Origin of the sequence: Testudinibacter sp. TW-1 (assembly GCF_050613185.1) — a bacterium.
Taxonomy (GTDB): domain Bacteria; phylum Pseudomonadota; class Gammaproteobacteria; order Enterobacterales; family Pasteurellaceae; genus Chelonobacter.
Genome location: NZ_CP192511.1, coordinates 188,475 through 208,798 on the forward strand (window position 1 = coordinate 188,475; position 20,324 = coordinate 208,798).

The window sequence follows — 20,324 nt, forward strand, 5'->3', positions numbered from 1 at the left end:
ATTCTCTGCTACCGTTTAAAATCTATTCCTCAATCGCTTTCGCTTTGTATTTCGGGTTCATCAGGTTTTCCGGTGATAAAATATCGTCCAATTCGGCTTCGGTCAGCAAACCTTTTTCCAGCACCACGTCTTTCACGCTTCTGCCGGTGGTGGCGCAAATCTTACCGATCAGATCGCCGTTATGGTGACCGATAAACGGGTTGAGATAAGTAATAATCCCAATTGAATTAAATACATAGCTTTCGCAAATTTCTTTATTGACCGTGATCCCGTCAATACATTTATCGCGTAAATTGACGCAGGCATTGGTCAGTAAGGAGATGGTTTCGAACATCGCTTGCCCGATGACCGGCTCCATCACGTTAAGTTGCAACTGCCCGGCCTCCGCGGCGAAAGTGACGGTCATATCATTACCAAACACTTTGAAACAAACTTGGTTGACCACTTCCGGAATCACCGGGTTGACTTTTGCCGGCATAATCGATGAACCGGCTTGCAATTCCGGCAGGTTGATTTCATTCAAACCGGCGCGCGGCCCGGATGAAAGCAAACGTAAGTCATTGCATACTTTGGATAATTTCACGGCGGTGCGTTTCAGTGCGCCGTGCACCATCACATATGCGCCACAGTCGGAAGTCGCCTCAATCAAGTTTTTCGAGGAAGTGCAATTCAAACCGCTGACTTCCGCCAGGTAACGGGTTGCCAATGCCGAATAGCCGCTTGGCGTATTGACGCCGGTACCGATTGCAGTCGCGCCCAAATTGACTTCCAGTAACAATTTGGCGGCGTGGGCGACGTTCAAGATTTCCTCTTCAACCAACACCGCAAAGGCTTGGAATTCCTGACCGACACTCATCGGCACGGCGTCTTGCAATTGGGTGCGCCCCATTTTCAAAACACCGGAAAATTCTTCGGCTTTTTGTTCGAATCCTTTTCTCAAGTAACGCAACTTTTCAACCAATTTCATCAAACTGTTATAAACCGCAATGCGGAAGCCGCTCGGGTAAGCATCATTGGTCGATTGGCTGGCATTGACGTGATCCATTGGATCGAGATATTGATATTCGCCCTTTTGGTGCCCCATCAACTCTAAAGCCAAATTGGCAATCACTTCATTGGTGTTCATATTCACCGACGTGCCGGCGCCGCCCTGAAATACATCGGACGGGAATTGATCCAGACAACGCCCTTTCTCCAACACTTCATCACAAGCGGCGATAATCGCATTGGCAATTTTTTTCGGGATCACTTTCAGCTCGACATTCGCCATTGCCGCCGCTTTTTTCACCATCACCATACCGCGTACGAATTCCGGAATATCGGAAATCACCGCATTGGAAATCTTAAAATTCTCCACCGCTCTGAGGGTGTGAATGCCCCAATAAACCTCTGCCGGCACCGCTCTTTCACCCAATAAATCTTTTTCCATTCTTACCGCTGTCATATTGTTTTCTCCTCTGCTTATAGGGTTGCTCAATTAAGTTTGAATCCTGTTTTAATACTATCTGGGGACTATTCTATTCCTTTAAAAACTTTGATCATCGGATATAAATTGATTGTATTGATTAGTTTTTCTAATCCGAATTTAGTTCTTGATAAGCTTGAAAAGTGCGGTTTTTGCCTCAATACTAATCAATATGATCGATGACTGAGGCTCAATGCTGAGTGAGGTAAAATATGCCATTGTTAATTCTGCTAGCGATTTTCGGGATTTATGTTTATCTGGAATTGTCGCTGTTGATCACGATTGGCAGTGCAATCGGGGTTTTCCCGCTAATTCTGTTGCTGATTGTCTCGTCAATGATCGGTTTGGCATTAATCCGTCTGCGCGGTTGGTACACGCTCAGCCGTGTGTCGCAGCAATTGCGCCAAGGGGAAATGCCGACTCACAGTTTGGTGCAAACCGCACTTTGGCTGCTGGCCGGGATTCTGTTTATTATTCCCGGACTGCTGAGCGACCTAGTGGCAATTCTGCTACTGCTGCCGTTCAGCGCCACGCTGTTTGAAAAACTCATAGCGAAAAAAATCCGTTCCTTTACGTTTGTCAGCGGTTTCGGACAAAGCCAACCTCAACGCCATCATGCTGAAGAGACGATTTTTGAAGCGGAATATGACAAAAAAGCCGACGATGACAAACGCTTGCCGTAATTTTTTTATTTTGTCCCTTGAAACTCTCAAACCGCGCCCATATTAAGGTTTCACAACTACCGCACTGATTTTTAGTTTTTATCGGTGCGTTTACTTATCTATCATTATAACTAACCAGGAGAAAATTAAGATGAATATTCGTCCGTTACATGACCGTGTGATTATCAAACGTGAAGAAGTGGAAACCCGTTCGGCCGGTGGTATCGTCCTGACCGGTTCCGCCGCCACTAAATCCACCCGTGCTAAAGTATTGGCGGTGGGCAAAGGTCGCATTTTGGAGAACGGCACTGTACAGCCGTTAGACGTTAAAGTCGGCGACACCGTGATCTTTAACGAAGGCTACGGCGTGAAAAGCGAAAAAATCGACGGTGAAGAAGTGTTGATTATCTCTGAAAACGATATTTTAGCTATCGTAGAATAAAACATTGATTTTAATATTACTATTTAAATAAAAGGAATATAACATGGCAGCAAAAGACGTTAAATTTGGTAACGACGCTCGCGTAAAAATGTTGGCGGGCGTGAACGTATTGGCAGATGCAGTAAAAGTAACGTTAGGCCCGAAAGGCCGTAACGTGGTGTTGGATAAAGCCTTCGGCGCACCAACCATCACCAAAGACGGCGTATCGGTCGCTCGTGAAATCGAATTGGAAGATAAATTCGAAAATATGGGTGCGCAAATGGTGAAAGAAGTTGCCTCTAAAGCCAACGATGCCGCCGGTGACGGCACCACCACCGCAACCGTATTGGCGCAAGCGATTGTCAATGAAGGGCTGAAAGCGGTTGCCGCCGGAATGAACCCGATGGATCTGAAACGCGGGATCGACAAAGCCGTGGTCGCTGCGGTTGATGAGTTGAAAAAACTGTCTGTCCCTTGTGCCGATTCGAAAGCGATTGAACAAGTGGGTACAATCTCTGCCAACTCCGACACTATCGTGGGTAAATTAATCGCCGAAGCAATGGACAAAGTCGGTAAAGAAGGCGTGATTACCGTTGAAGACGGCAGCGGCTTGGAAGACGAGTTAAACGTAGTTGAAGGTATGCAATTCGATCGCGGTTACTTATCGCCGTATTTCATCAACAAACCGGAAACCGGCAGTGTCGAATTGGAAAATCCGTACATTTTATTGGTTGATAAAAAAATCTCTAATATCCGCGAATTATTGCCGGTATTAGAAGCCGTTGCCAAAGCAGGCAAACCGCTGTTTATCGTCGCCGAAGACGTGGAAGGCGAAGCGTTGGCAACCTTGGTGGTCAACACCATGCGCGGGATCGTGAAAGTGGCTGCGGTGAAAGCGCCGGGCTTTGGTGACCGTCGTAAAGCGATGTTGCAAGATATTGCCGTGTTAACCGCCGGTACCGTGATTTCCGAAGAGATCGGGATGGAACTGGAAAAAGCCACGATCGAAGAATTGGGTCAAGCCAAACGTGTAGTGATCACCAAAGACAACACCACCATTATCGACGGAATCGGTGATCAAGCGCAAATCAGCGGACGTGTGGCACAAATTCGTCAGCAAATCGAAGAATCTTCTTCCGATTACGACCGTGAAAAACTGCAAGAGCGCGTTGCCAAACTGGCAGGCGGCGTTGCGGTAATCAAAGTCGGTGCGGCAACGGAAGTGGAAATGAAAGAGAAAAAAGCGCGTGTTGAAGATGCGTTGCACGCAACCCGTGCTGCAGTCGAGGAAGGCGTGGTTGCCGGCGGCGGCGTGGCATTGGTGCGCGTAGCGGCAAAATTAGCCAACTTGACCGGTGATAACGAAGAGCAAAATGTCGGGATCAAACTGGCATTGCGCGCGATGGAAGCGCCATTACGTCAAATCGTGACCAACGCCGGCGAAGAAGCCTCAGTGGTGGCACGCAACGTGAAAGACGGTGAAGGCAACTACGGTTACAACGCCGCGACCGAAGTGTATGGCGACATGGTTGAAATGGGAATTTTAGATCCGACCAAAGTGACCCGTTCTGCGTTACAATTCGCAGCATCTATCGCCGGCTTGATGATCACCACCGAGTGTATGATCACCGAGTTACCAAAACCTGAAACCCCGGATATGGGCGCAGGCATGGGCGGCATGGGTGGAATGGGCGGCATGATGTAACCGCACTTTCACTGATTAAAAGCCTAACAAACCCGATAACACATTGCGTTATCGGGTTTTTGTTTGCCAAAATGAAAATATTACGGACAATTTTAACCAAATAAAATCGGTACGACCAACACCGTCGCAACCATCACAATAATGGTAAACGGCACACCGATTTTGAGGAAGTCTGAGAATTTATAACCGCCCGGCCCTAACACCATGGTATTGACCGGCGATGAAACCGGAGTCATAAAGGCAGCCGAAGCCGCAACGGCAACTGTAATCACAAACGGCAGCGGTGACGTCTGCAATTCGTTTGCCAATGCCACGGCGATCGGCGTCATTAAAATTGCCGTCGCAGTATTGGAAATAAACAAACCGACTGAGGCGCATAAAATAAACAAACTGACCAAAATCGCATGAATCCCCCACTCGCCGACCAAATTCAACAAGCCGTTGACTGCCAAACCAATTCCACCGGTTTTATCCAATGCAATTGCAAACGGCATCATGCCGACAATCAGAATCAGACTTGGCCAATGTACTGAATTATAGGCACTTTGTGCGTCAATACAGCGAAATTTTGCCATCATCAAACACGCAATCAACGCCGCAATCACATTCGGAACTAAGCCCGTCACCATCAAAATAACCATGGTAAGCACTGATAAAATCGCATGGGGCGCTTGGCTTAGTGCCGGTGCAACCCGATCAATCTCGCTCGGATAATTCAGCATAAAAAAATCCTGATTACTGCCGCGCAATTCATTGATCTGTTTCCATTCACCAATCACCAGATATTGATCCCCGGTGCTAATCTCCACATCACCGAGATCACTGGTAATCAATTTATTGCCGCGCTTGACGCCGGCAACAATCAGCCCGTATTTATTTTGAAATTCAATTTGCCGGATCGTTTTGCCTAAGTTGACACTCTCCGGAATCGGAGAAATTTCTGCCATTCCCACCGATTTCGACTTCTCACTAAAATAGTTACCGCGCACCGCCATCGGTTTAAGTTTGTATTGCTCACAAAAAGACAGCCAATCCAAACCGTTGTCTGCCAAATCAAGCAACAGGATATCTTTTTCATTCAGCTCGGTTAACGCGGAAGCGGTAACCACAATATGCCGAATCCGCCGCCAGCGTTCGACCGCCACCACTAAAATATTGTATTTGGAATGCAGGTGCAGCTCATCCAGGGTTTTGCCGATCAAGGGGGAACCCGGCATAATCAATGCCTGTTTAGAACGCCCTTGCAATTGATAACTGATAATCAAATCATTCATCGAAGTGCGGTTATAGTTGGCTTTGGTATGATCGCCACTATCACCGCGATCCAACAAACGACGCGCCACCAACATATAGCCAATCCCCAATACCAACACCATTAAGCCGATCGGCGTAAAAGAAAAAAAACTCAGTGGCGCTTGCCCGGCACGCACTAATTCGGCATTGGCAATCAAATTGGGCGGGGTGGCGATTAAAGTCATCATCCCGCTGATCAAACCCGCAATACTCAACGGCATCATCAGGCGTTTCGGCGAAATATTCATCTGCGAGCAGATTGCCAGCACCACCGGAATAAAAATTGCGACAATACCGGTTGAACTCATAAATGCGCCAAGTCCGGCAACCGCCAACATTAATAACACTAAAATTTTGACTTCGTTGTTTTTTGCCGCCTTGATCAACCCTTCGCTGACTTGATATGCCACCCCGGTACGCAGCAACCCCTCGCCGACCACAAACAGTAAGGCAATCAAAATCACATTCGGGTCGCTGAAACCGCTCAAGATTTCCGGCACGGTTAAAATCCCGCTCAGGCTAAATGCAATCATCAACAGTAAGGCGACGGCATCCATACGCAATTTATTGGTCATAAACAGCCAGATGGCAAGCAATAAAAACAGTAATACCAAAAACAACGGCGGATTAAATGACCAGATTTGCGTCAACCAAGACATGAATACTACTCCAAACTCAATATTGCGGGATTTACTTTTTGCTTACTATAGCATAGATAGCAAGGCAACTTGAGCCGGAATCAAAAAATTATCTTATGCCGCTTTACGTCCGCGAAATTGGTGAATGGTATTGGTTACCACCCCGCGTATTGCCAATTCCTGCAACGAAGCGACATATAAATTGGCATGTTTCGAATCCAAGGAAAAAAAGATCAACGCTTCTGCTTGCGCGGAAAAAAATTCATATAATTGAAAACCGTTGTCTTGTTCTATCACCACTAAATCACCCGGCTCGATCGGCGATTGCTCCTCAATCACCAACATATCGCCTTGCCCGATTCCCCATGAGGTCAAATTCGGGTTCGTCACGCGCATAAAAAAAGTTTGTTTGGGTTTTTTAATACAGTATAAATTCAAATCCATTTTGTATTTAACCGCACTTTGCTGATCAAAGTGGAACTGATTTTGCCGATGATCATCGTATAACGGCATTGGTTGGTAGGAATAACTTCCATTACTCAAGTTTGCTTGATTATTCATTGCGTTATACATTTCCGAACCTCTGCATTTAACTGATTGGTGATTAAGTTGGTACTGCCCGCAAGCGCACTGTTTTTATATACAGTGATTTATACTGTATATAAAAACAGTAATCAAGTGTTTTTTTAGGATGATACTGAAAAAATCCAAACAAGATCAAAAACACCGCCTTATCAGCCGCAATACTTTAGCAAATCGTTAAAAAAAGCGGACAAAAACCGACATAATCCCAATAAAACCCGACTTTATTTAATTTTATGTTTTATTCTTAAAAATTTTGCGCTAATCTTAGGTTCGATCTCGTATCAGAGACGATGTAAAAAGACAATTCCATCCACCATAAAAAGAAGAAAACTATGAGTAACTCAAATCACTTTTTAACCAAACTTTTGTTTCAAGGCAGTTTGATTACCAAAATCGCGATTGGTCTCGTACTCGGGATCATCGTCGGTTTAATCACTCATCCCCTCGCGCCGAGCCTCGGCTTCAATCTTGCCGAAAGCGTCAGCATCTTAGGAACCTTGTTTGTGCGTGGCTTGCGTGCCATTGCGCCGATTCTGGTGTTTATTCTGGTGCTGTCCGCAATCGCCAACCGTAAACCAAGCGAGGCGGAACACAATAGCAGCACAATGAAATCAATCATTATTTTGTATATCGCCGGCACCTTCTTGGCAGCATTGACCGCGGTGATCGCCAGCTTTCTGTTCCCGACCCAATTGACGTTGGTGACCGGTGACGCCCAATTAAGCCCGCCGCAAAATGTCAGTGATGTGATTATCACCGTACTGATGAACATTGTCGACAACCCGATTCAAGCCTTGTTTAATGCGAATTATATCGGCATTCTGGCATGGGCAATCGGTTTAGGTATCGCATTACGCCATGCTTCCGACAGCACCAAACGGATTATTCATGAATTGGCGGAAGCGGTCACCATGATTGTGAAAGTCGTGATCGCTTTCGCACCGTTCGGGGTTTTCGGTTTAGTTGCCGCGGCAATGGCAGATAAAGGACTGGAAGAATTAGGTGCCTATGCCCGCCTGATTTATGTGCTGGTCGGTTCAATGCTGTTTGTTGCCTTTGTTATCAACCCGATTCTGGTCTTCTGGAAAATCCGCCGCAATCCGTATCCATTGATTTGGACCGCTGTGCGTGAAAGCGGCTTGACCGCCTTCTTCACCCGTAGCTCCGCCGCCAATATTCCGGTGAATATGAACTTGGCAAAACGCTTAAATTTGAGCGAAGAAGTCTATTCCGTTTCAATTCCGTTGGGCGCCACCATCAATATGGCCGGTGCTGCGGTAACGGTGACGGTATTAACCTTAGCCGCCGTCGCCACCCTTGGCATTCAAGTGAGCTTTGCTACCGCACTGTTACTCAGCGTGGTTGCCAGCGTGTGTGCCTGCGGTGCTTCCGGGGTTGCCGGCGGTTCATTATTGCTGATTCCGTTGGCGTGTAGCCTGTTCGGGATTCCGAATGACATTGCGGTGCAGGTGATCGGCGTTGGCTTTATTATCGGTGTGATTCAAGATTCGGTCGAAACCGCCTTGAACTCCTCCACTGACGTGGTGTTTACCGCTGCGGCCGATCTTGCGGAACAACGCAAAAACGGTTAGTTTTATCTAATCCTGAAAAAGCGAATCCATCGTTCAGCGCGGATTCGCTTTTTTATTTAGCTTAATTTCGTAGAGAAAATCGATGTCAGCCATTCAATTACAGCAAGCCGAAATAAAAATCACCAGTAAACTACGCCTGAAAATTGATGATTTTCAGCTTAAATGCCATGAATTTGCGGTGATCGTCGGGCATAACGGCAGCGGCAAAAGCACTCTGGCAAAATTTTTGGCGCAGAAAAATTCGCCTTATTCGGGGACATACCACAATCACTTTGAACGGGTCAGCCTGTTATCGTTCGAGCAACAGCAACAATTAATTGAGCAAATCTACCGCGATCTGAATAACGACTGCGTCGATCCGGATTACCACGGCAGAACGGCGGCAGAAGTGATTTTAGCCGGGCAACCAGACAAGCATGGATTAATCGAATTGGCGGAAAAATTGCACATCACCGCCCTATTGGATCGCCCGTTCAAATTGCTCTCCACCGGCGAAGGACGCAAAGTGTTGCTGGCAAGCGCCTTAATCAGCCAACCGCACTTGCTGATTTTAGACGAACCGTTTGAAGGCTTGGATCACGCTTCGCAAACTTTCTGGCAGCAATTATTAGCCGATCTGTGCCAACAAATGACGGTGATTTTAATTATCAACCGCCTGAATGATATTCCGCCGCAAGCAGACAGTATTGCGATGTTGAACCAATGCAAACTGCTACAGCAGGCAAGTGCGGTTAAAATGCTCGCCAGCCCGGTGTTTCAACAGCTGCGCAATGCCGAAAGTGCGGTCTGCCAACCGGTTCCCGCCGCCGCCCAAGCGCCGCAAACCCTCCCCGCTCACTTGGAATATGTGTTTGATCTGCAAAACGTCACTGTCCGTTACGGCGAAAAAACCATACTTAACGGTTTGAACTGGCAAGTCAAAACGGGCGAAAATTGGTGGATTAAAGGCCCGAACGGTTGCGGCAAATCAACCTTGTTGTCTTTAATCAGCGGCGATCACCCGCAAGCCTTTTGCAATGCGGTGAAAATTTTCGGCAAACAGCGCGGTAGCGGCGAAACCGTATGGGACATTAAACAGAAAATCGGCTTTCTCAGCAACCAATTGCACTTGGATCATCAGGTCAATTGCAGTGCGCTGGACGTGATCGTCTCCGGTTATTTCGACTCTATCGGCATTTATCAAAAGATTCCTGACAGTCTGCGCCTGAATGCGTTACAATGGCTGGAACGGATTAAAATGCAGCCGTTTGCCAATGCGCCGTTCCGCTCGCTGTCTTGGGGGCAACAGCGCCTGTTGCTGATTGCACGCGCGCTGGTGAAACACCCGCCGATTTTAATTTTGGACGAACCGTTAATGGGGCTGGACGGAATCAATCGCCACCTGGTGCTGACCTTTATCGAACAATTGATCGACAACAGCCAAACCCAGTTACTGTTTGTGTCGCACCACCTTGAAGATCAACCGCAATGTATCAACCGCACTTTTGAATTTATTGCAAACGCAAGCGGTTACGCTTATTATCAAACGGATGTTTAATGTTTAACTCAATCAAGGAGCTGAAATTATGGAATTTTTAGACGGTCTGCCGGTTGTCGCCCTGTTTTTTGTTCTGTTTGTTATTTTCACCCTGCTCTCCGCACTCAAAACCGTGCCGCAGGGCTATCACTGGACAATCGAACGTTTCGGGCGCTACACCCGCACATTAACCCCCGGCTTAAATTTTATCGTGCCGTTTATCGATCGCGTCGGGCGTAAAATCAACATGATGGAACAGGTGTTGGATATTCCGTCACAAGAAGTGATATCCAAAGATAACGCCAACGTATCGATTGATGCGGTCTGCTTCGTGCAGGTGGTCGACGCACGCAATGCGGCGTATGAAGTCAACCATTTGGAACAAGCGATTATCAACTTAACCCTGACCAATATCCGTACCGTGCTCGGTTCGATGGAGTTGGACGAAATGCTGTCTCAGCGCGATTCGATTAACAGCCGCCTCTTGACGATTGTCGATGAAGCCACCAATCCATGGGGCGTAAAAGTCACGCGGATCGAAATCCGTGACGTGCGCCCGCCGAAAGAGTTGATCGATTCGATGAACGCGCAGATGAAAGCCGAACGGAATAAACGTGCCGATATTTTGGAAGCGGAAGGAATTCGCCAAGCGGCTATTTTGCGTGCCGAAGGGGAAAAACAATCGCGCATTCTGCAAGCGGAAGGGGAACGGCAAGAAGCCTTCTTGCAAGCGGAAGCTCGCGAACGGGCGGCGGAAGCGGAAGCCAAAGCCACGCAAATGGTTTCCGAGGCGATTGCCCATGGCGACACCAAAGCGATCAACTATTTTATCGCGCAAAAATACACCGAAGCCTTACAGCAAATCGGACAAGCCGACAACAGCAAAGTGGTTCTTATGCCGTTGGAAGCGGGCAATCTGATTGGTTCGATTGCCGGCATTAGCGAATTATTAAAAACAACCAAGTAATGCAAACAAACGAGGTGGCAAATGGAATGGTTTAACACTTGGGCGTTCTGGTATTGGCTGGTTTTCGGTTTTGTGTTGCTAATTGGCGAAGCCGTTATTCCGGGAATTTTCCTGTTATGGTGGGGACTTGCCGCTTTCGTTGTCGGAATTCTGAATGCGGTTATCGCCATTCCCCTCGCTTGGGATTGGATTATTTTCGCAGTATTGGCTGTGGCTGCCAGTGTGATCTGGTGGCGCTATCAGCATAGCAAGGATCAGCAAGAAGATCCGCATACCGCACTTAACCAGCGCGGCATTGCGATGTTGGGACAGCGGGGAGTTGTTACCGAAATCCAGCAAAATAATATCGGACGCGCGCATTTTGGCGATACCACTTGGCGGATCAAAGGCGAACAACTTCAAACGGGCGATGTCGTAAAAGTCAAGTCCGTGAACGGGATCACCCTGAACGTCGAAAAAATGTCGGAGTAAGCCAATATGCAACATCTGATTATTTATGCCCATCCCAATTTTCACAGTTTCAGCAAAGCCGTGGTCGATACGGTGGCGAATGCCGGCAAAAAGTGCGGTTACGATCCGCAAATTCGCGATCTGTACCGTCTGAATTTCAATCCGATCCTGTCTTATGCCGAGCTGCAAGCCGCTTACCAAGGCATTATTCCGGAAGAAATCCGCCACGAACAACAACTGTGGCAACAAGCCGGTTTGATCAGCTTGATTTATCCGCTATGGTGGATGGGGTTTCCGGCGATTTTAAAAGGTTATTTGGATCGGGTCTTAACCCACGGCTTTGCCTATAAAACGGAAAACGGCGTCTCGCAGGGATTACTGTCCGGCAAAAGGTTACAGCAATTTATTTTAATCGGCAGCAATGTGCAGGATTACCAAAAGTGCGGTTTTGCGCAATCGCTGCAAGACACGCTGGTGGACGGCTTGTTTAACTATTGCGGCATTAACGAGATTCGGCATAGCCTTTTCGGCGATATTCATCTGATAAGTGATACCGAGCGGCAAGCGCTGTTGCAGCAAGCCGCCGAAACCACGCAACAATTCTTAAACGTTTAATTAAATTGGGCGAAACGCCCAATTTATTACTTCTTCCCGTTCACATTTGCCACGATTTTATACAAAATGGCAGACAATTGCTGCATTTCCTCCACCGAGATCCCGCGAAATACTTCATGGATATTCTGCCACTGCTGCGGCAAGCGCGCTTTGATAAAGTCTTTGCCATAGTCGGTTAACTTCAATTCAAAACAACGGCGATCACTGCTGCTCACCACCCGCTCAATCCACTTTCTTCCGACCAATTCATCGGAGATTCGCGTCGCATTGGTGCGCGAGGATCCCAAAATATCACTCAGCTTCGACGGTTGAATGGCATGATTCGGTTGGGTATACAGCACCACCAATGCCATAAACAAGGTATCGTTCAAATCAAATTGTTTTAATAAACGGTTGCGGTGTTCCAAATAACTGCTGGTAGAGTGTAATAACAAACGCAACAATAACACTTTTTCTAACGGCAGATCCGGCTCGGATTGCGCACATTGTTTGATCGATTCTTCTATTTCTGTGAAATTTCGCATAGCAACTCCTTTACACGCTAAATAATTTAAATATTTTATAATAACCAAAGTGACTATAAAAGCACTAAATTTTCAATTTACTTTGCGGAAAAATCTTATTTTCTGTAAAAAAAATGTTAATTTTTCGTGAACCAGATCAATATTTGATAAAAATCTGATTTACTAAAAAATCGTTATTCCCTATCTTAGCAGCTGTAGTCTCCCTCTCTTTTTCACCCTAACAAAAGGATCTCCCTATGAAACTGAAGAATACCTGGTTCAAAATTCTGTCTTCTGCCAGTGCATTAGCACTGCTTGCTTCAGTCAATGCCTTTGCTGCCGAGCCGGTGGTCATCAAATTTTCACACGTTGTCGCCGATGAAACCCCGAAAGGACAAGGTGCGCTGCTCTTTAAAAAATTAGCGGAAGAAAAATATCCGGGTCAAGTGAAAGTCGAAGTGTATTCCAACTCCTCGCTGTACGGTGACGGCAAAGAGATGGAAGCGTTATTGTTAAACAATGTACAAATGCTTGCGCCTTCGTTGGCAAAATTTGATAAATATGCGCCGCAAATTCAAGTCTTTGATTTGCCATTCTTATTTGACGACATTACCGCAGTAGAACGCTTTGAAAAAAGCGAAGCCGGTAAAAGCCTGTTGAACAGCATGATCGATAAAGGTATCACCGGCTTAGGTTATTGGAATAATGACTTGAAACAGTTATCGGCAAATAAAGCCTTGCGTGTGCCGCGTGATGCGCGCGGACAGAAATTCCGGGTGCAAAACTCCGAAGTGTTGGACGCCCAATTCAAACAGTTAAATGCCGTACCGCGTAAAATGGCATTCAGCGAAATGTACCAAGGTTTGCAAACCGGCGTGGTGAACGGCGCGGAGAATCCGTACTCCAACATCTATTCGCAAAAAATCCATGAGGTACAAAAATACATCACCGAATCCAACCACGGTTTGCTGTCGTATATGGTGATCGTCAACACCAAATTCTGGGACGGTTTAAACCCTGAATTGCGTGCCGGATTAAGTGAAATCATGCAGCAAGTCAGTGATGAAGTGAATAAAAAATCCCATGAATTCAACTTAGCCGATAAACAAAAAATCCTGGATGCCAAAACCACTGAGATTATCATCTTGACGCCGGAAGAGAGAGCGCAATGGCGTGAAGCAATGCGTCCGGTCTGGAAAAAATTTGAAGGCGCAATCGGTGCCGAGCTAATCCAAGCTGCCGAAGCCTCCAACAAACAATAATATTCCGAACAAAGTGCGGTTCCCAGCCGCACCTTGTTCGAGTTAAGTTTTAAGGAATTACCATGAAGTCGCTCGCATTCTTATGGGGAAAAATGGAAGAGATCATGATCGCCTTATCACTGGCGTTAATGACGATTGTGACCTTTATCTATGTACTATTTAATAATCTCTATGCTCCGTTCTATGATTTGGCAGATACCTATCCGTCGCTCGAATCGCTGTTTCTGCCTATCGCGGATTTTTCCATTAATATCGCCCAAGAGATGACTTGGAGCGTTGCTTTAACCAAGCTGTTCTTTGCCATGTTAATCTTTTTCGGCGCCTCCTATGGCGTGCGCACCGCCGGGCATATCGGCATTGACGCGGTGGTGAAAAAATTCTCTGCGCCGATCCAGCGTCAAATCAGCATGCTGGCTTGTCTTGCCTGTCTGATTTATGCCGCAATGATTGCCTATGCCAGTATCGAATGGGTCACGGCAATGTTTCAGGCAAAAATCGGGGCGGAAGATTTGCAGCATTTCGGTATTCAGCTCTGGCAGATCGGCTTGATTATCCCTATCGGCTACGGCATGGTATTTATGCGTTTCGCGGAAATTTTCGTGCGTTTGCTGAAAGGTCAGCAGAGTGATTTAGGCTTGGCGGATGAAGCCAAAGACGCCATAAGATTACAAGAAGAAAATCATTAAGGAGCCGTTATGACTGTCATCTTTTTGTTTATTTGCCTGTTCGCCCTGATGTTGATCGGCGTTCCGGTCGCAGTGGCGTTGGGCTTGTCCGGTTCCTTGATTATTATTTTTTTCAGTCAGGATTCGATCAGCTCGGTCGCAATCAAACTGTTCGAAACCTCGGAACACTACACCCTGCTTGCGATTCCGTTCTTCCTATTGGCGGGCGCTTTTATGACCACCGGTGGCGTGGCGCGCCGTTTAATCGATTTTGCCAATGCCACCGTCGGACATATCCGCGGCGGCTTGGCGATTGCTTCGGTATTGGCGTGTATGCTGTTTGCCGCGCTTTCCGGATCCAGTCCCGCCACCGTTGCCGCGGTCGGGTCGATTGCGATTGCCGGCATGGTACGCTCCGGTTATCCCATGGAGTTTGGCACCGGAATTATTTGTAATGCCGGCACATTAGGGATCTTAATCCCGCCCTCGATCGTCATGGTGGTTTATGCCGCGGCAACCGAAAGCTCGGTCGGTCGCTTGTTTATGGCGGGGGTTGTTCCGGGGTTGTTACTGGGCGGCGCACTAATGGTGGCGATCTACATTGTCGCACGGGTTAAAAACCTGCCGGCATTACCACGTGCCTCGGTGAAAGAATGGTTTAGTTCCGCCCGCAAAGCCTTATGGGGCTTGATTTTAATGGTGATTATTTTAGGCGGTATTTACAGCGGCGCTTTCACGCCGACCGAAGCCGCCGCCGTCGCCGCGGTCTATTCTTTCTTTGTTGCGGTGTTTGTGTATAAAGACATCAAACTGAAAGAATGCCCGAAAGTGCTGTTGGAAGCCGGCAAACTCAGTATTATGCTGATGTTCATCATCGCCAATGCGATGTTGTTCGCCCACGTGCTGACGACTGAGCAGATTCCGCAGCAACTGACCGCACTTGTGGTGGAAATGGATCTGCAACCGTGGCAGTTTCTGATCGTGGTGAATATCGTCTTGTTAATTGCCGGGGCATTTATGGAACCCTCGGCGATTATCCTGATTTTGGTGCCGATTCTGTTCCCGATTGCAATGCAGTTAGGCATTGATCCGATTCACTTGGGGATTATCATGGTGGTGAATATGGAAATCGGCATGATCACGCCGCCGGTCGGGTTAAACCTGTTTGTCGCCTCCGCCATCACCGGTTTAAGCCTGCCGCAAGTGATTAAAACCGCAACGCCATGGTTATTACTGATGTTGGGCTTCCTCATCGCCATCACCTATATTCCGGCGATTTCACTTTCGTTGCCGAATTGGATCGGTGCAATGTAAGCATGATATAAGGCAAAAAAACCGCACTTTGCTTGATGATAATCATCACAGCAAAGCGCGGTTCAATTTAGATTTTCTTTTCCAGCCCGCTTACTCTTTTTCCTGCAATTTTTCTTTCAACAACCGTTTCAGTTGATTGCCCAATTTTTTATCAATGCTAATCCGGTATTGCGGCGAACGGCATGGGCCAAACAAGCTGACCGGCAATTGGTATTGGGAATAGCCCGCCAGAGTCGGCGACAGCCGCAACTCCAAACGGCAAGTGAAATCGGTCAGGTTCATCTCGCCTTTGCCGCTTAAATTCAAATCCTCGCCCTGCGCTTGGATCTGTTTCATTCGCAAGCGATTATCCGCCCAATTCAGATCCAAATCTATCTGCTTAAACGGGGTGGCAATGCGATCGGCATATTGCTTCGCCCCTTGGCGAATCGGGTAATATTGGCTAATCATTTCCAGTAGGTTCAAGCCGTTAAGTGCGGTATCTCTGGCACGCAAACGTAAGTCACCCTGATACAACACGCCTTGCTCAAACAGTGCGTTGCCGTCAAAATCCGCCGTGCCGTCTAACAATTCCGGCAGTTGTAAAAATGCCAGCCAAGGTTGCAACGCCAAGCCTCTCGCTTTTAATTGCAATCGGTTTGCGTTATTTTGCCGTACAGCCTGAACGTGCAAACTACCCTGTGCTTGGCGCAATACCAACTGCAAGTGCGGTTTCTGCGTCACTTGCGCGGGCAAAGCATAATGCAAGACCGCACTTTGAATATTTAACTGATTTAATCTTGCCTGTTGTAACGTCAGTTGCCACGAATTTTGTTGTTCAGACAACGAAACTTTTTCCGCCATAAACCGCAACCTGCGGTTGTTCAAAAAATAGTCCTCTGCCATCTCGGCGTTCAGCTCGGTTTGGTATAACTCGATTCCATTCGGGAAACGCTGCGCCACCGCACTTAACCGCCATTCATCTTGCCGCCGGTTTTGCGCGGTTAAATCCACTTTCGCCGCTTGGTAATTCGGAGCAATCTCGCTCAAGACAAGCGTTAAATCGGCGAATTGCAACTGCTGTGCCGAATACACATTGCCACCGCTGAGCTGTACTTGTTTTACTTTCGGGGAAAAGGTGAGTAATGACCGCCAACCGAATTGCAATTCGACTTGTTGCGCCGAAAATTGCCAATCCTGATAGTGATATTGCGCTTGTTTTAACTGCAGTGTCGGCGAGGGAAAATAATTCAATTGCGCTTGTTGAAATTGAAAATCAGGCAATCGGCGCAATTCAGCGGTGATTTTTCGTTCAAATGTGCCAAGCTGATAATAGGTTAAAAACGACAGTGAGGCAGTTCCAAGCAGAACCGGATACAGCACCCGCCGCTTCCACCATGGCTGCCCCATCGCGCTTTAGTCCTCGTTGATACGGCTGGCGACCGCACCTTGCTGATTTTTGTACTTGGCGTTGCTACGGCTGTTGTACGGGCGTGCCGCTTCGCCGCTTAAAATTTCAAAACTCAACGCACCAATCGTCATTTTCGGGCGCAATGCCAACGGCAATTTACCGGAGTTGAAGAATTCCAACACGATTTTGCCTTCCCAGCCCGGATCGATCCGGTGGGCAGTCACGTGCACCATCAGCCCCAAACGCGCCAAGGAAGAACGCCCGTCCAGCCAGCCGATCACATTTGCCGGCAGTTTGACCGATTCGTAGGTGGTCGCCAATGCCAAGACGCCCGGGTGCAGGAAAAAAGCTTCATCGTCATTCAATACGATCTCTTCGCTCATCACGCGCTCCAACTGGGCGGAGATTTCCGAGCGTTCGCCGCTCAAATCAATATAAGGCGCGTTGTATTCACGAAACACGCGGAAAGAATTGCCCAAACGCACATCAACGGTTGCGCCGTTGATTTTGTCATTGCTCGGACGCGGTTCAAGCGCAATAATGCCTTGATCCAAATAGGTTTCAATATCACGATCACATAATCTCATGCCGTTTCCCCTATTTTTGTTTTAACATTTGTAGAATTTGTGCTTTTAAGATATTGATCGCAATGCGGTTTTTTCCACCGCGCGGCACGATGATATCAGCAAACTGTTTTGACGGCTGAATAAACTGCAAGAACATCGGGCGCACGGTTTTGCGGTATTGCGACACCACCGATTCCAAACTTCTGCCACGTTCCTGCATATCACGCTGCAAACGGCGGATAAAGCAAATGTCCAGCGGCGCATCGACGAAAATCGACGCACTCAATTCATTGCGCAAACGTTCGTCGGTCAGCAATAAAATCCCTTCCAGAATAATCACCCGGCGCGGCGCAAATTCGCGGCTGTTGGCGGTGCGGGTGTGTTCAACATAGCTGTATTCCGGCACTTGAATGGTTTCGCCGCGTTTTAACTGTTGCAAATGCGCCACCAACAGATCGTGATCCATCGAATTCGGGTGGTCGTAATTGGTTTCGATCCGCTGTTCAAACGACAGATGGCTTTGGTCTTTATAATAGGAATCCTCGGAAATAATCCCGATGTCGCCGCCGCCCACTTCTTCGCATAATTCTTTATGAATGGTGGAGGCGATCAGGCTTTTGCCGGAGGCAGACGCGCCGGCAATCGCAATAATAATGGTATTATTTGCACTGTTCTGAGTTGTTGAATCTGGCATAATCAATCCTTGCAATGAATTTGGGCAAGTATAACAAGATTTCGCTGCTTACGCACCTGTGCAAATCAGGCGTAAACCGCATAGACTTTAAATTTCGTGCTTTTCGCCAGCACGCGATGTGCGCCAAAATGGCGATCCAACAATTCCGGATAAGGCAAAAACGCATTCGCTACGATACGCAACTCCCCGCCTTGATTTAAAAACCATTTTGCTTGTGAAATCAAGGTTTCCACCGCGCGATAGGCGGTGTCAATGCCGTCGTGGAATGGCGGATTGGAGATGATCAAATCGAATTTGCCGCTCAAATCGGAAAACACATCGCTGGCGACCACCTTGCCTTGTAACTGATTTTGTTGCAAAGTGCGGTTCGCCGACGCAATCGCCATCGCATGAATATCGCTCATCACCAGCTCAATCGCCGGATTTTGCCGTTTTAAATAACCGCCGATCACGCCTGCGCCACAGCCCAAATCCAGCACTCGTCCCCGCAGTTTTTGTTGCAAGCTCGACAACAACAGTGCCGTTCCCTGATCCAATTCGCCGGCACTAAATACGCCCGGCAAGCTATGTACGCGCAAATCGGCTAATTGCGGATGCCGATATTGTTTCCAGTAGCTTTCCAGTTCAAAGTGCGGTTTATGTTGTAATTCAAAATGATACAGCCCGCAACGGCGCGCCGAATCAATTTTGTGAATCTTGCCGAACGGTTGCAGCATTTTCTCCGCCGAACGCACCCCGCAACGGTTTTCGCCGATAATCAACAGCGATTGTCCCAGTGGGGCTTGCGCCAGCATTTGCATGAGCTGAAATTGCATTTCCTGCTTGTTTTTACCCCAATAATAGACCATCAGATCCGCCTGATGACGGTTTTCAAGCGCAAAATCCGCCGCAACCGCACTTTGCGCCTTGCGCACATAATCATAATAGCTGCTGACCACTTGCAACGAACGGCTGTTTTTCAGTTGGCTAGGGAAAAGATCGTGCAGATTGCCGGCAAACAGCACCGATTTATCGTCAAAAAAAGGAAGGTGGCGTTGCAAAACTTGGCTTTCGACTGAAATCACTATAAATCCTGAGGGTTATTGGTTAAAATCGTCGCTCATTATAATACAGATTTCGCATTTCACGAGGATTATTATGCCTGCACGCCGCGCGCGCTTGTTGCAACAAATGGGCATCGACCAATGGACATTGCGCCGTCCGCAAGCGTTAAAAGGCGCGGCGGCGATTGCCGTGGCGGAAAATATCAAATTGCTGTTAGTCAGCGAGCAATCGCCCGCCGACAGCTTGCTGGCGGATTTGTATCGCGCACTCGGCATTCGGGCGGCGCAATGCTTAATCATCAACAGCGAACAACTTAACCGCCTGAAAATCACGCATTCGCCCGCGCTGTGGCTGGTCGGGGAAACGCCCGAATTATCCGGGCAAACGCAAACCGCACTTCAAGCCCTGCCGCACATTCAAACTGACGACTGGCAAACCCTGCTGCAAAATCCACAAGCCAAACGCCGTCTGTGGCAGCAGTTGCAACAATTCCAACTACAGGATGACGGCTCATGATTGAGATTTTAGCGCTGCAAAGCACGGATTTTGAGCGCGCCTACCAAATCGAACGGCAAGCGCATATCACGCCGTGGTCAAAAGGCACGTTGCTGAATAATCAAGGCGAGCGTTATCTGAATTTAAAATTGCTGCAAGACGGAAAATTAGTCGGTTTCGCCATTTGCCAAACGGTGTTGGACGAAGCCACCTTGTTTAATATCGCAATCGATCCCGCCTATCAGCAACAAGGCTTGGGAGAAAAGTTACTGCAACATTTAATCACCGAATTAAGGCAAAGTGCGGTATTGACTCTCTGGCTGGAGGTGCGCCAATCCAACCTTGCTGCACAAAAACTGTATGACCGCTTGGGCTTTAATCTGGTCACCCAACGCAAAAACTACTACCCCGCCGCCGACGGCAAACGCGAAAATGCGCTGGTGATGGCGTTGTATTTGTAAAGCAAGCAACAAAAAAGCCGT

The 20,324-nt window shown here is 47.7% G+C and carries 21 protein-coding genes; 13 read left to right on the plus strand and 8 right to left on the minus strand.

Annotation, left to right across the window (positions count from 1 at the left end; genetic code table 11):
* Window positions 1-22: 22 nt before the first annotated feature.
* Window positions 23-1,444, minus strand: coding sequence for an aspartate ammonia-lyase (aspA, locus tag ACQ31U_RS00945; protein ID WP_431053050.1), 1,422 nt, complete (start codon window positions 1,442-1,444; stop codon window positions 23-25).
* Window positions 1,445-1,677: 233 nt separating this feature from the next.
* Between aspA and ACQ31U_RS00950 the strand changes: the two genes are divergently transcribed.
* The 3 genes from ACQ31U_RS00950 to groL all read left to right on the plus strand — a co-directional run bounded on the left by ACQ31U_RS00950 (window position 1,678) and on the right by groL (window position 4,253).
* Entirely contained in the window at window positions 1,678-2,148 is a 471-nt protein-coding gene (locus ACQ31U_RS00950; RefSeq protein ID WP_431053052.1) for an FxsA family protein, read from the plus strand.
* 130 nt (window positions 2,149-2,278) lie between these two features.
* Window positions 2,279-2,569, plus strand: coding sequence for a co-chaperone GroES (locus ACQ31U_RS00955; protein WP_431053054.1), 291 nt, complete (start codon window positions 2,279-2,281; stop codon window positions 2,567-2,569).
* Window positions 2,570-2,612: 43 nt separating this feature from the next.
* Window positions 2,613-4,253, plus strand: coding sequence for a chaperonin GroEL (gene groL / locus ACQ31U_RS00960; RefSeq protein ID WP_431053056.1), 1,641 nt, complete (start codon window positions 2,613-2,615; stop codon window positions 4,251-4,253).
* A 92-nt stretch (window positions 4,254-4,345) separates the two neighbouring features.
* On the opposite strand, the gene ACQ31U_RS00965 is transcribed toward groL, so the two are convergent.
* Both ACQ31U_RS00965 and ACQ31U_RS00970 read right to left on the minus strand, forming a co-directional pair.
* Complete coding sequence (locus ACQ31U_RS00965) at window positions 4,346-6,205, minus strand: SLC13 family permease (RefSeq protein ID WP_431053058.1); 1,860 nt, start codon at window positions 6,203-6,205, stop codon at window positions 4,346-4,348.
* Between the two features lie 93 nt (window positions 6,206-6,298).
* On the minus strand, window positions 6,299-6,757 hold the full coding sequence (locus ACQ31U_RS00970; protein WP_431053060.1) for a LexA family protein: 459 nt from the start codon (window positions 6,755-6,757) through the stop codon (window positions 6,299-6,301).
* A gap of 344 nt (window positions 6,758-7,101) precedes the next feature.
* On the opposite strand from ACQ31U_RS00970, the gene sstT reads away from it, so the two are divergent.
* From sstT to ACQ31U_RS00995, 5 genes are all read left to right on the plus strand, one after another.
* Window positions 7,102-8,361 carry a serine/threonine transporter SstT gene (sstT, locus tag ACQ31U_RS00975; protein ID WP_431053062.1) on the plus strand — a complete coding sequence of 420 codons (1,260 nt, stop codon included), beginning with the start codon at window positions 7,102-7,104 and terminating at the stop codon, window positions 8,359-8,361.
* A gap of 82 nt (window positions 8,362-8,443) precedes the next feature.
* Window positions 8,444-9,898 (plus strand): molybdate ABC transporter ATP-binding protein ModF, encoded by a 1,455-nt coding sequence (gene modF, locus ACQ31U_RS00980; protein ID WP_431053064.1) that lies wholly within the window; start codon window positions 8,444-8,446, stop codon window positions 9,896-9,898.
* Window positions 9,899-9,926: 28 nt separating this feature from the next.
* On the plus strand, window positions 9,927-10,844 hold the full coding sequence (locus ACQ31U_RS00985) for an SPFH domain-containing protein (RefSeq protein ID WP_431053066.1): 918 nt from the start codon (window positions 9,927-9,929) through the stop codon (window positions 10,842-10,844).
* Between the two features lie 21 nt (window positions 10,845-10,865).
* Window positions 10,866-11,315: an NfeD family protein gene (locus ACQ31U_RS00990; protein WP_431053068.1), complete on the plus strand. Its 450-nt coding sequence runs from the start codon at window positions 10,866-10,868 to the stop codon at window positions 11,313-11,315.
* A gap of 6 nt (window positions 11,316-11,321) precedes the next feature.
* Window positions 11,322-11,909, plus strand: coding sequence for an NAD(P)H-dependent oxidoreductase (locus ACQ31U_RS00995; RefSeq protein ID WP_431053070.1), 588 nt, complete (start codon window positions 11,322-11,324; stop codon window positions 11,907-11,909).
* A gap of 26 nt (window positions 11,910-11,935) precedes the next feature.
* On the opposite strand, the gene mprA is transcribed toward ACQ31U_RS00995, so the two are convergent.
* A complete protein-coding gene (gene mprA / locus ACQ31U_RS01000; protein ID WP_431053072.1) occupies window positions 11,936-12,433 on the minus strand; it encodes a transcriptional repressor MprA in 498 nt (165 codons plus the stop codon).
* A gap of 236 nt (window positions 12,434-12,669) precedes the next feature.
* On the opposite strand from mprA, the gene ACQ31U_RS01005 reads away from it, so the two are divergent.
* The 3 genes from ACQ31U_RS01005 (at window position 12,670) to dctM (ending at window position 15,653) form a co-directional block, all read left to right on the plus strand.
* Window positions 12,670-13,674: a TRAP transporter substrate-binding protein gene (locus tag ACQ31U_RS01005; RefSeq protein WP_431053074.1), complete on the plus strand. Its 1,005-nt coding sequence runs from the start codon at window positions 12,670-12,672 to the stop codon at window positions 13,672-13,674.
* 62 nt (window positions 13,675-13,736) lie between these two features.
* Window positions 13,737-14,360, plus strand: a complete 624-nt coding sequence (locus tag ACQ31U_RS01010) for a TRAP transporter small permease (RefSeq protein ID WP_431053076.1) — start codon at window positions 13,737-13,739, stop codon at window positions 14,358-14,360.
* Between the two features lie 9 nt (window positions 14,361-14,369).
* Entirely contained in the window at window positions 14,370-15,653 is a 1,284-nt protein-coding gene (gene dctM / locus ACQ31U_RS01015; protein WP_431053078.1) for a C4-dicarboxylate TRAP transporter large permease protein DctM, read from the plus strand.
* A 90-nt stretch (window positions 15,654-15,743) separates the two neighbouring features.
* Here dctM and ACQ31U_RS01020 read toward each other — a convergent pair whose 3' ends face one another.
* The 4 genes from ACQ31U_RS01020 to rsmC all read right to left on the minus strand — a co-directional run bounded on the left by ACQ31U_RS01020 (window position 15,744) and on the right by rsmC (window position 19,367).
* Window positions 15,744-17,042, minus strand: coding sequence for an AsmA-like C-terminal region-containing protein (locus ACQ31U_RS01020; protein ID WP_431053080.1), 1,299 nt, complete (start codon window positions 17,040-17,042; stop codon window positions 15,744-15,746).
* Between the two features lie 6 nt (window positions 17,043-17,048).
* Window positions 17,049-17,630, minus strand: coding sequence for a dCTP deaminase (gene dcd, locus ACQ31U_RS01025; RefSeq protein WP_431053082.1), 582 nt, complete (start codon window positions 17,628-17,630; stop codon window positions 17,049-17,051).
* 10 nt (window positions 17,631-17,640) lie between these two features.
* Complete coding sequence (udk, locus tag ACQ31U_RS01030) at window positions 17,641-18,303, minus strand: uridine kinase (protein WP_431053084.1); 663 nt, start codon at window positions 18,301-18,303, stop codon at window positions 17,641-17,643.
* Window positions 18,304-18,368: 65 nt separating this feature from the next.
* Window positions 18,369-19,367 (minus strand): 16S rRNA (guanine(1207)-N(2))-methyltransferase RsmC, encoded by a 999-nt coding sequence (rsmC, locus tag ACQ31U_RS01035; RefSeq protein ID WP_431053086.1) that lies wholly within the window; start codon window positions 19,365-19,367, stop codon window positions 18,369-18,371.
* A 73-nt stretch (window positions 19,368-19,440) separates the two neighbouring features.
* On the opposite strand from rsmC, the gene ACQ31U_RS01040 reads away from it, so the two are divergent.
* The gene (locus ACQ31U_RS01040; RefSeq protein ID WP_431053088.1) at window positions 19,441-19,863 is read left to right on the plus strand and encodes a DNA polymerase III subunit psi; all 423 of its coding nucleotides are present in this window, start codon (window positions 19,441-19,443) and stop codon (window positions 19,861-19,863) included.
* A complete protein-coding gene (gene rimI / locus ACQ31U_RS01045) occupies window positions 19,860-20,303 on the plus strand; it encodes a ribosomal protein S18-alanine N-acetyltransferase (protein WP_431053090.1) in 444 nt (147 codons plus the stop codon). Before ACQ31U_RS01040 ends, rimI begins: the two co-directional genes overlap by 4 nt.
* Window positions 20,304-20,324 lie beyond the last annotated feature (21 nt).

Excerpts from the sequence above, each read along its gene's own strand:
- ACQ31U_RS01010 (WP_431053076.1), top strand. The coding sequence starts at position 13,737 with ATGAAGTCGCTCGCATTCTTATGGGGAAAAATGGAAGAGATCATGATC.
- dcd (WP_431053082.1), bottom strand. The coding sequence starts at position 17,630 with ATGAGATTATGTGATCGTGATATTGAAACCTATTTGGATCAAGGCATT.
- sstT (WP_431053062.1), top strand. The coding sequence starts at position 7,102 with ATGAGTAACTCAAATCACTTTTTAACCAAACTTTTGTTTCAAGGCAGT.
- ACQ31U_RS00995 (WP_431053070.1), top strand. The coding sequence starts at position 11,322 with ATGCAACATCTGATTATTTATGCCCATCCCAATTTTCACAGTTTCAGC.
- mprA (WP_431053072.1), bottom strand. The coding sequence starts at position 12,433 with ATGCGAAATTTCACAGAAATAGAAGAATCGATCAAACAATGTGCGCAA.
- ACQ31U_RS00985 (WP_431053066.1), top strand. The coding sequence starts at position 9,927 with ATGGAATTTTTAGACGGTCTGCCGGTTGTCGCCCTGTTTTTTGTTCTG.
- ACQ31U_RS00955 (WP_431053054.1), top strand. The coding sequence starts at position 2,279 with ATGAATATTCGTCCGTTACATGACCGTGTGATTATCAAACGTGAAGAA.
- aspA (WP_431053050.1), bottom strand. The coding sequence starts at position 1,444 with ATGACAGCGGTAAGAATGGAAAAAGATTTATTGGGTGAAAGAGCGGTG.
- ACQ31U_RS01020 (WP_431053080.1), bottom strand. The coding sequence starts at position 17,042 with ATGGGGCAGCCATGGTGGAAGCGGCGGGTGCTGTATCCGGTTCTGCTT.
- rimI (WP_431053090.1), top strand. The coding sequence starts at position 19,860 with ATGATTGAGATTTTAGCGCTGCAAAGCACGGATTTTGAGCGCGCCTAC.
- modF (WP_431053064.1), top strand. The coding sequence starts at position 8,444 with ATGTCAGCCATTCAATTACAGCAAGCCGAAATAAAAATCACCAGTAAA.
- ACQ31U_RS00950 (WP_431053052.1), top strand. The coding sequence starts at position 1,678 with ATGCCATTGTTAATTCTGCTAGCGATTTTCGGGATTTATGTTTATCTG.
- groL (WP_431053056.1), top strand. The coding sequence starts at position 2,613 with ATGGCAGCAAAAGACGTTAAATTTGGTAACGACGCTCGCGTAAAAATG.
- ACQ31U_RS01005 (WP_431053074.1), top strand. The coding sequence starts at position 12,670 with ATGAAACTGAAGAATACCTGGTTCAAAATTCTGTCTTCTGCCAGTGCA.
- dctM (WP_431053078.1), top strand. The coding sequence starts at position 14,370 with ATGACTGTCATCTTTTTGTTTATTTGCCTGTTCGCCCTGATGTTGATC.
- ACQ31U_RS00970 (WP_431053060.1), bottom strand. The coding sequence starts at position 6,757 with ATGTATAACGCAATGAATAATCAAGCAAACTTGAGTAATGGAAGTTAT.
- ACQ31U_RS00990 (WP_431053068.1), top strand. The coding sequence starts at position 10,866 with ATGGAATGGTTTAACACTTGGGCGTTCTGGTATTGGCTGGTTTTCGGT.
- ACQ31U_RS00965 (WP_431053058.1), bottom strand. The coding sequence starts at position 6,205 with ATGTCTTGGTTGACGCAAATCTGGTCATTTAATCCGCCGTTGTTTTTG.
- ACQ31U_RS01040 (WP_431053088.1), top strand. The coding sequence starts at position 19,441 with ATGCCTGCACGCCGCGCGCGCTTGTTGCAACAAATGGGCATCGACCAA.
- udk (WP_431053084.1), bottom strand. The coding sequence starts at position 18,303 with ATGCCAGATTCAACAACTCAGAACAGTGCAAATAATACCATTATTATT.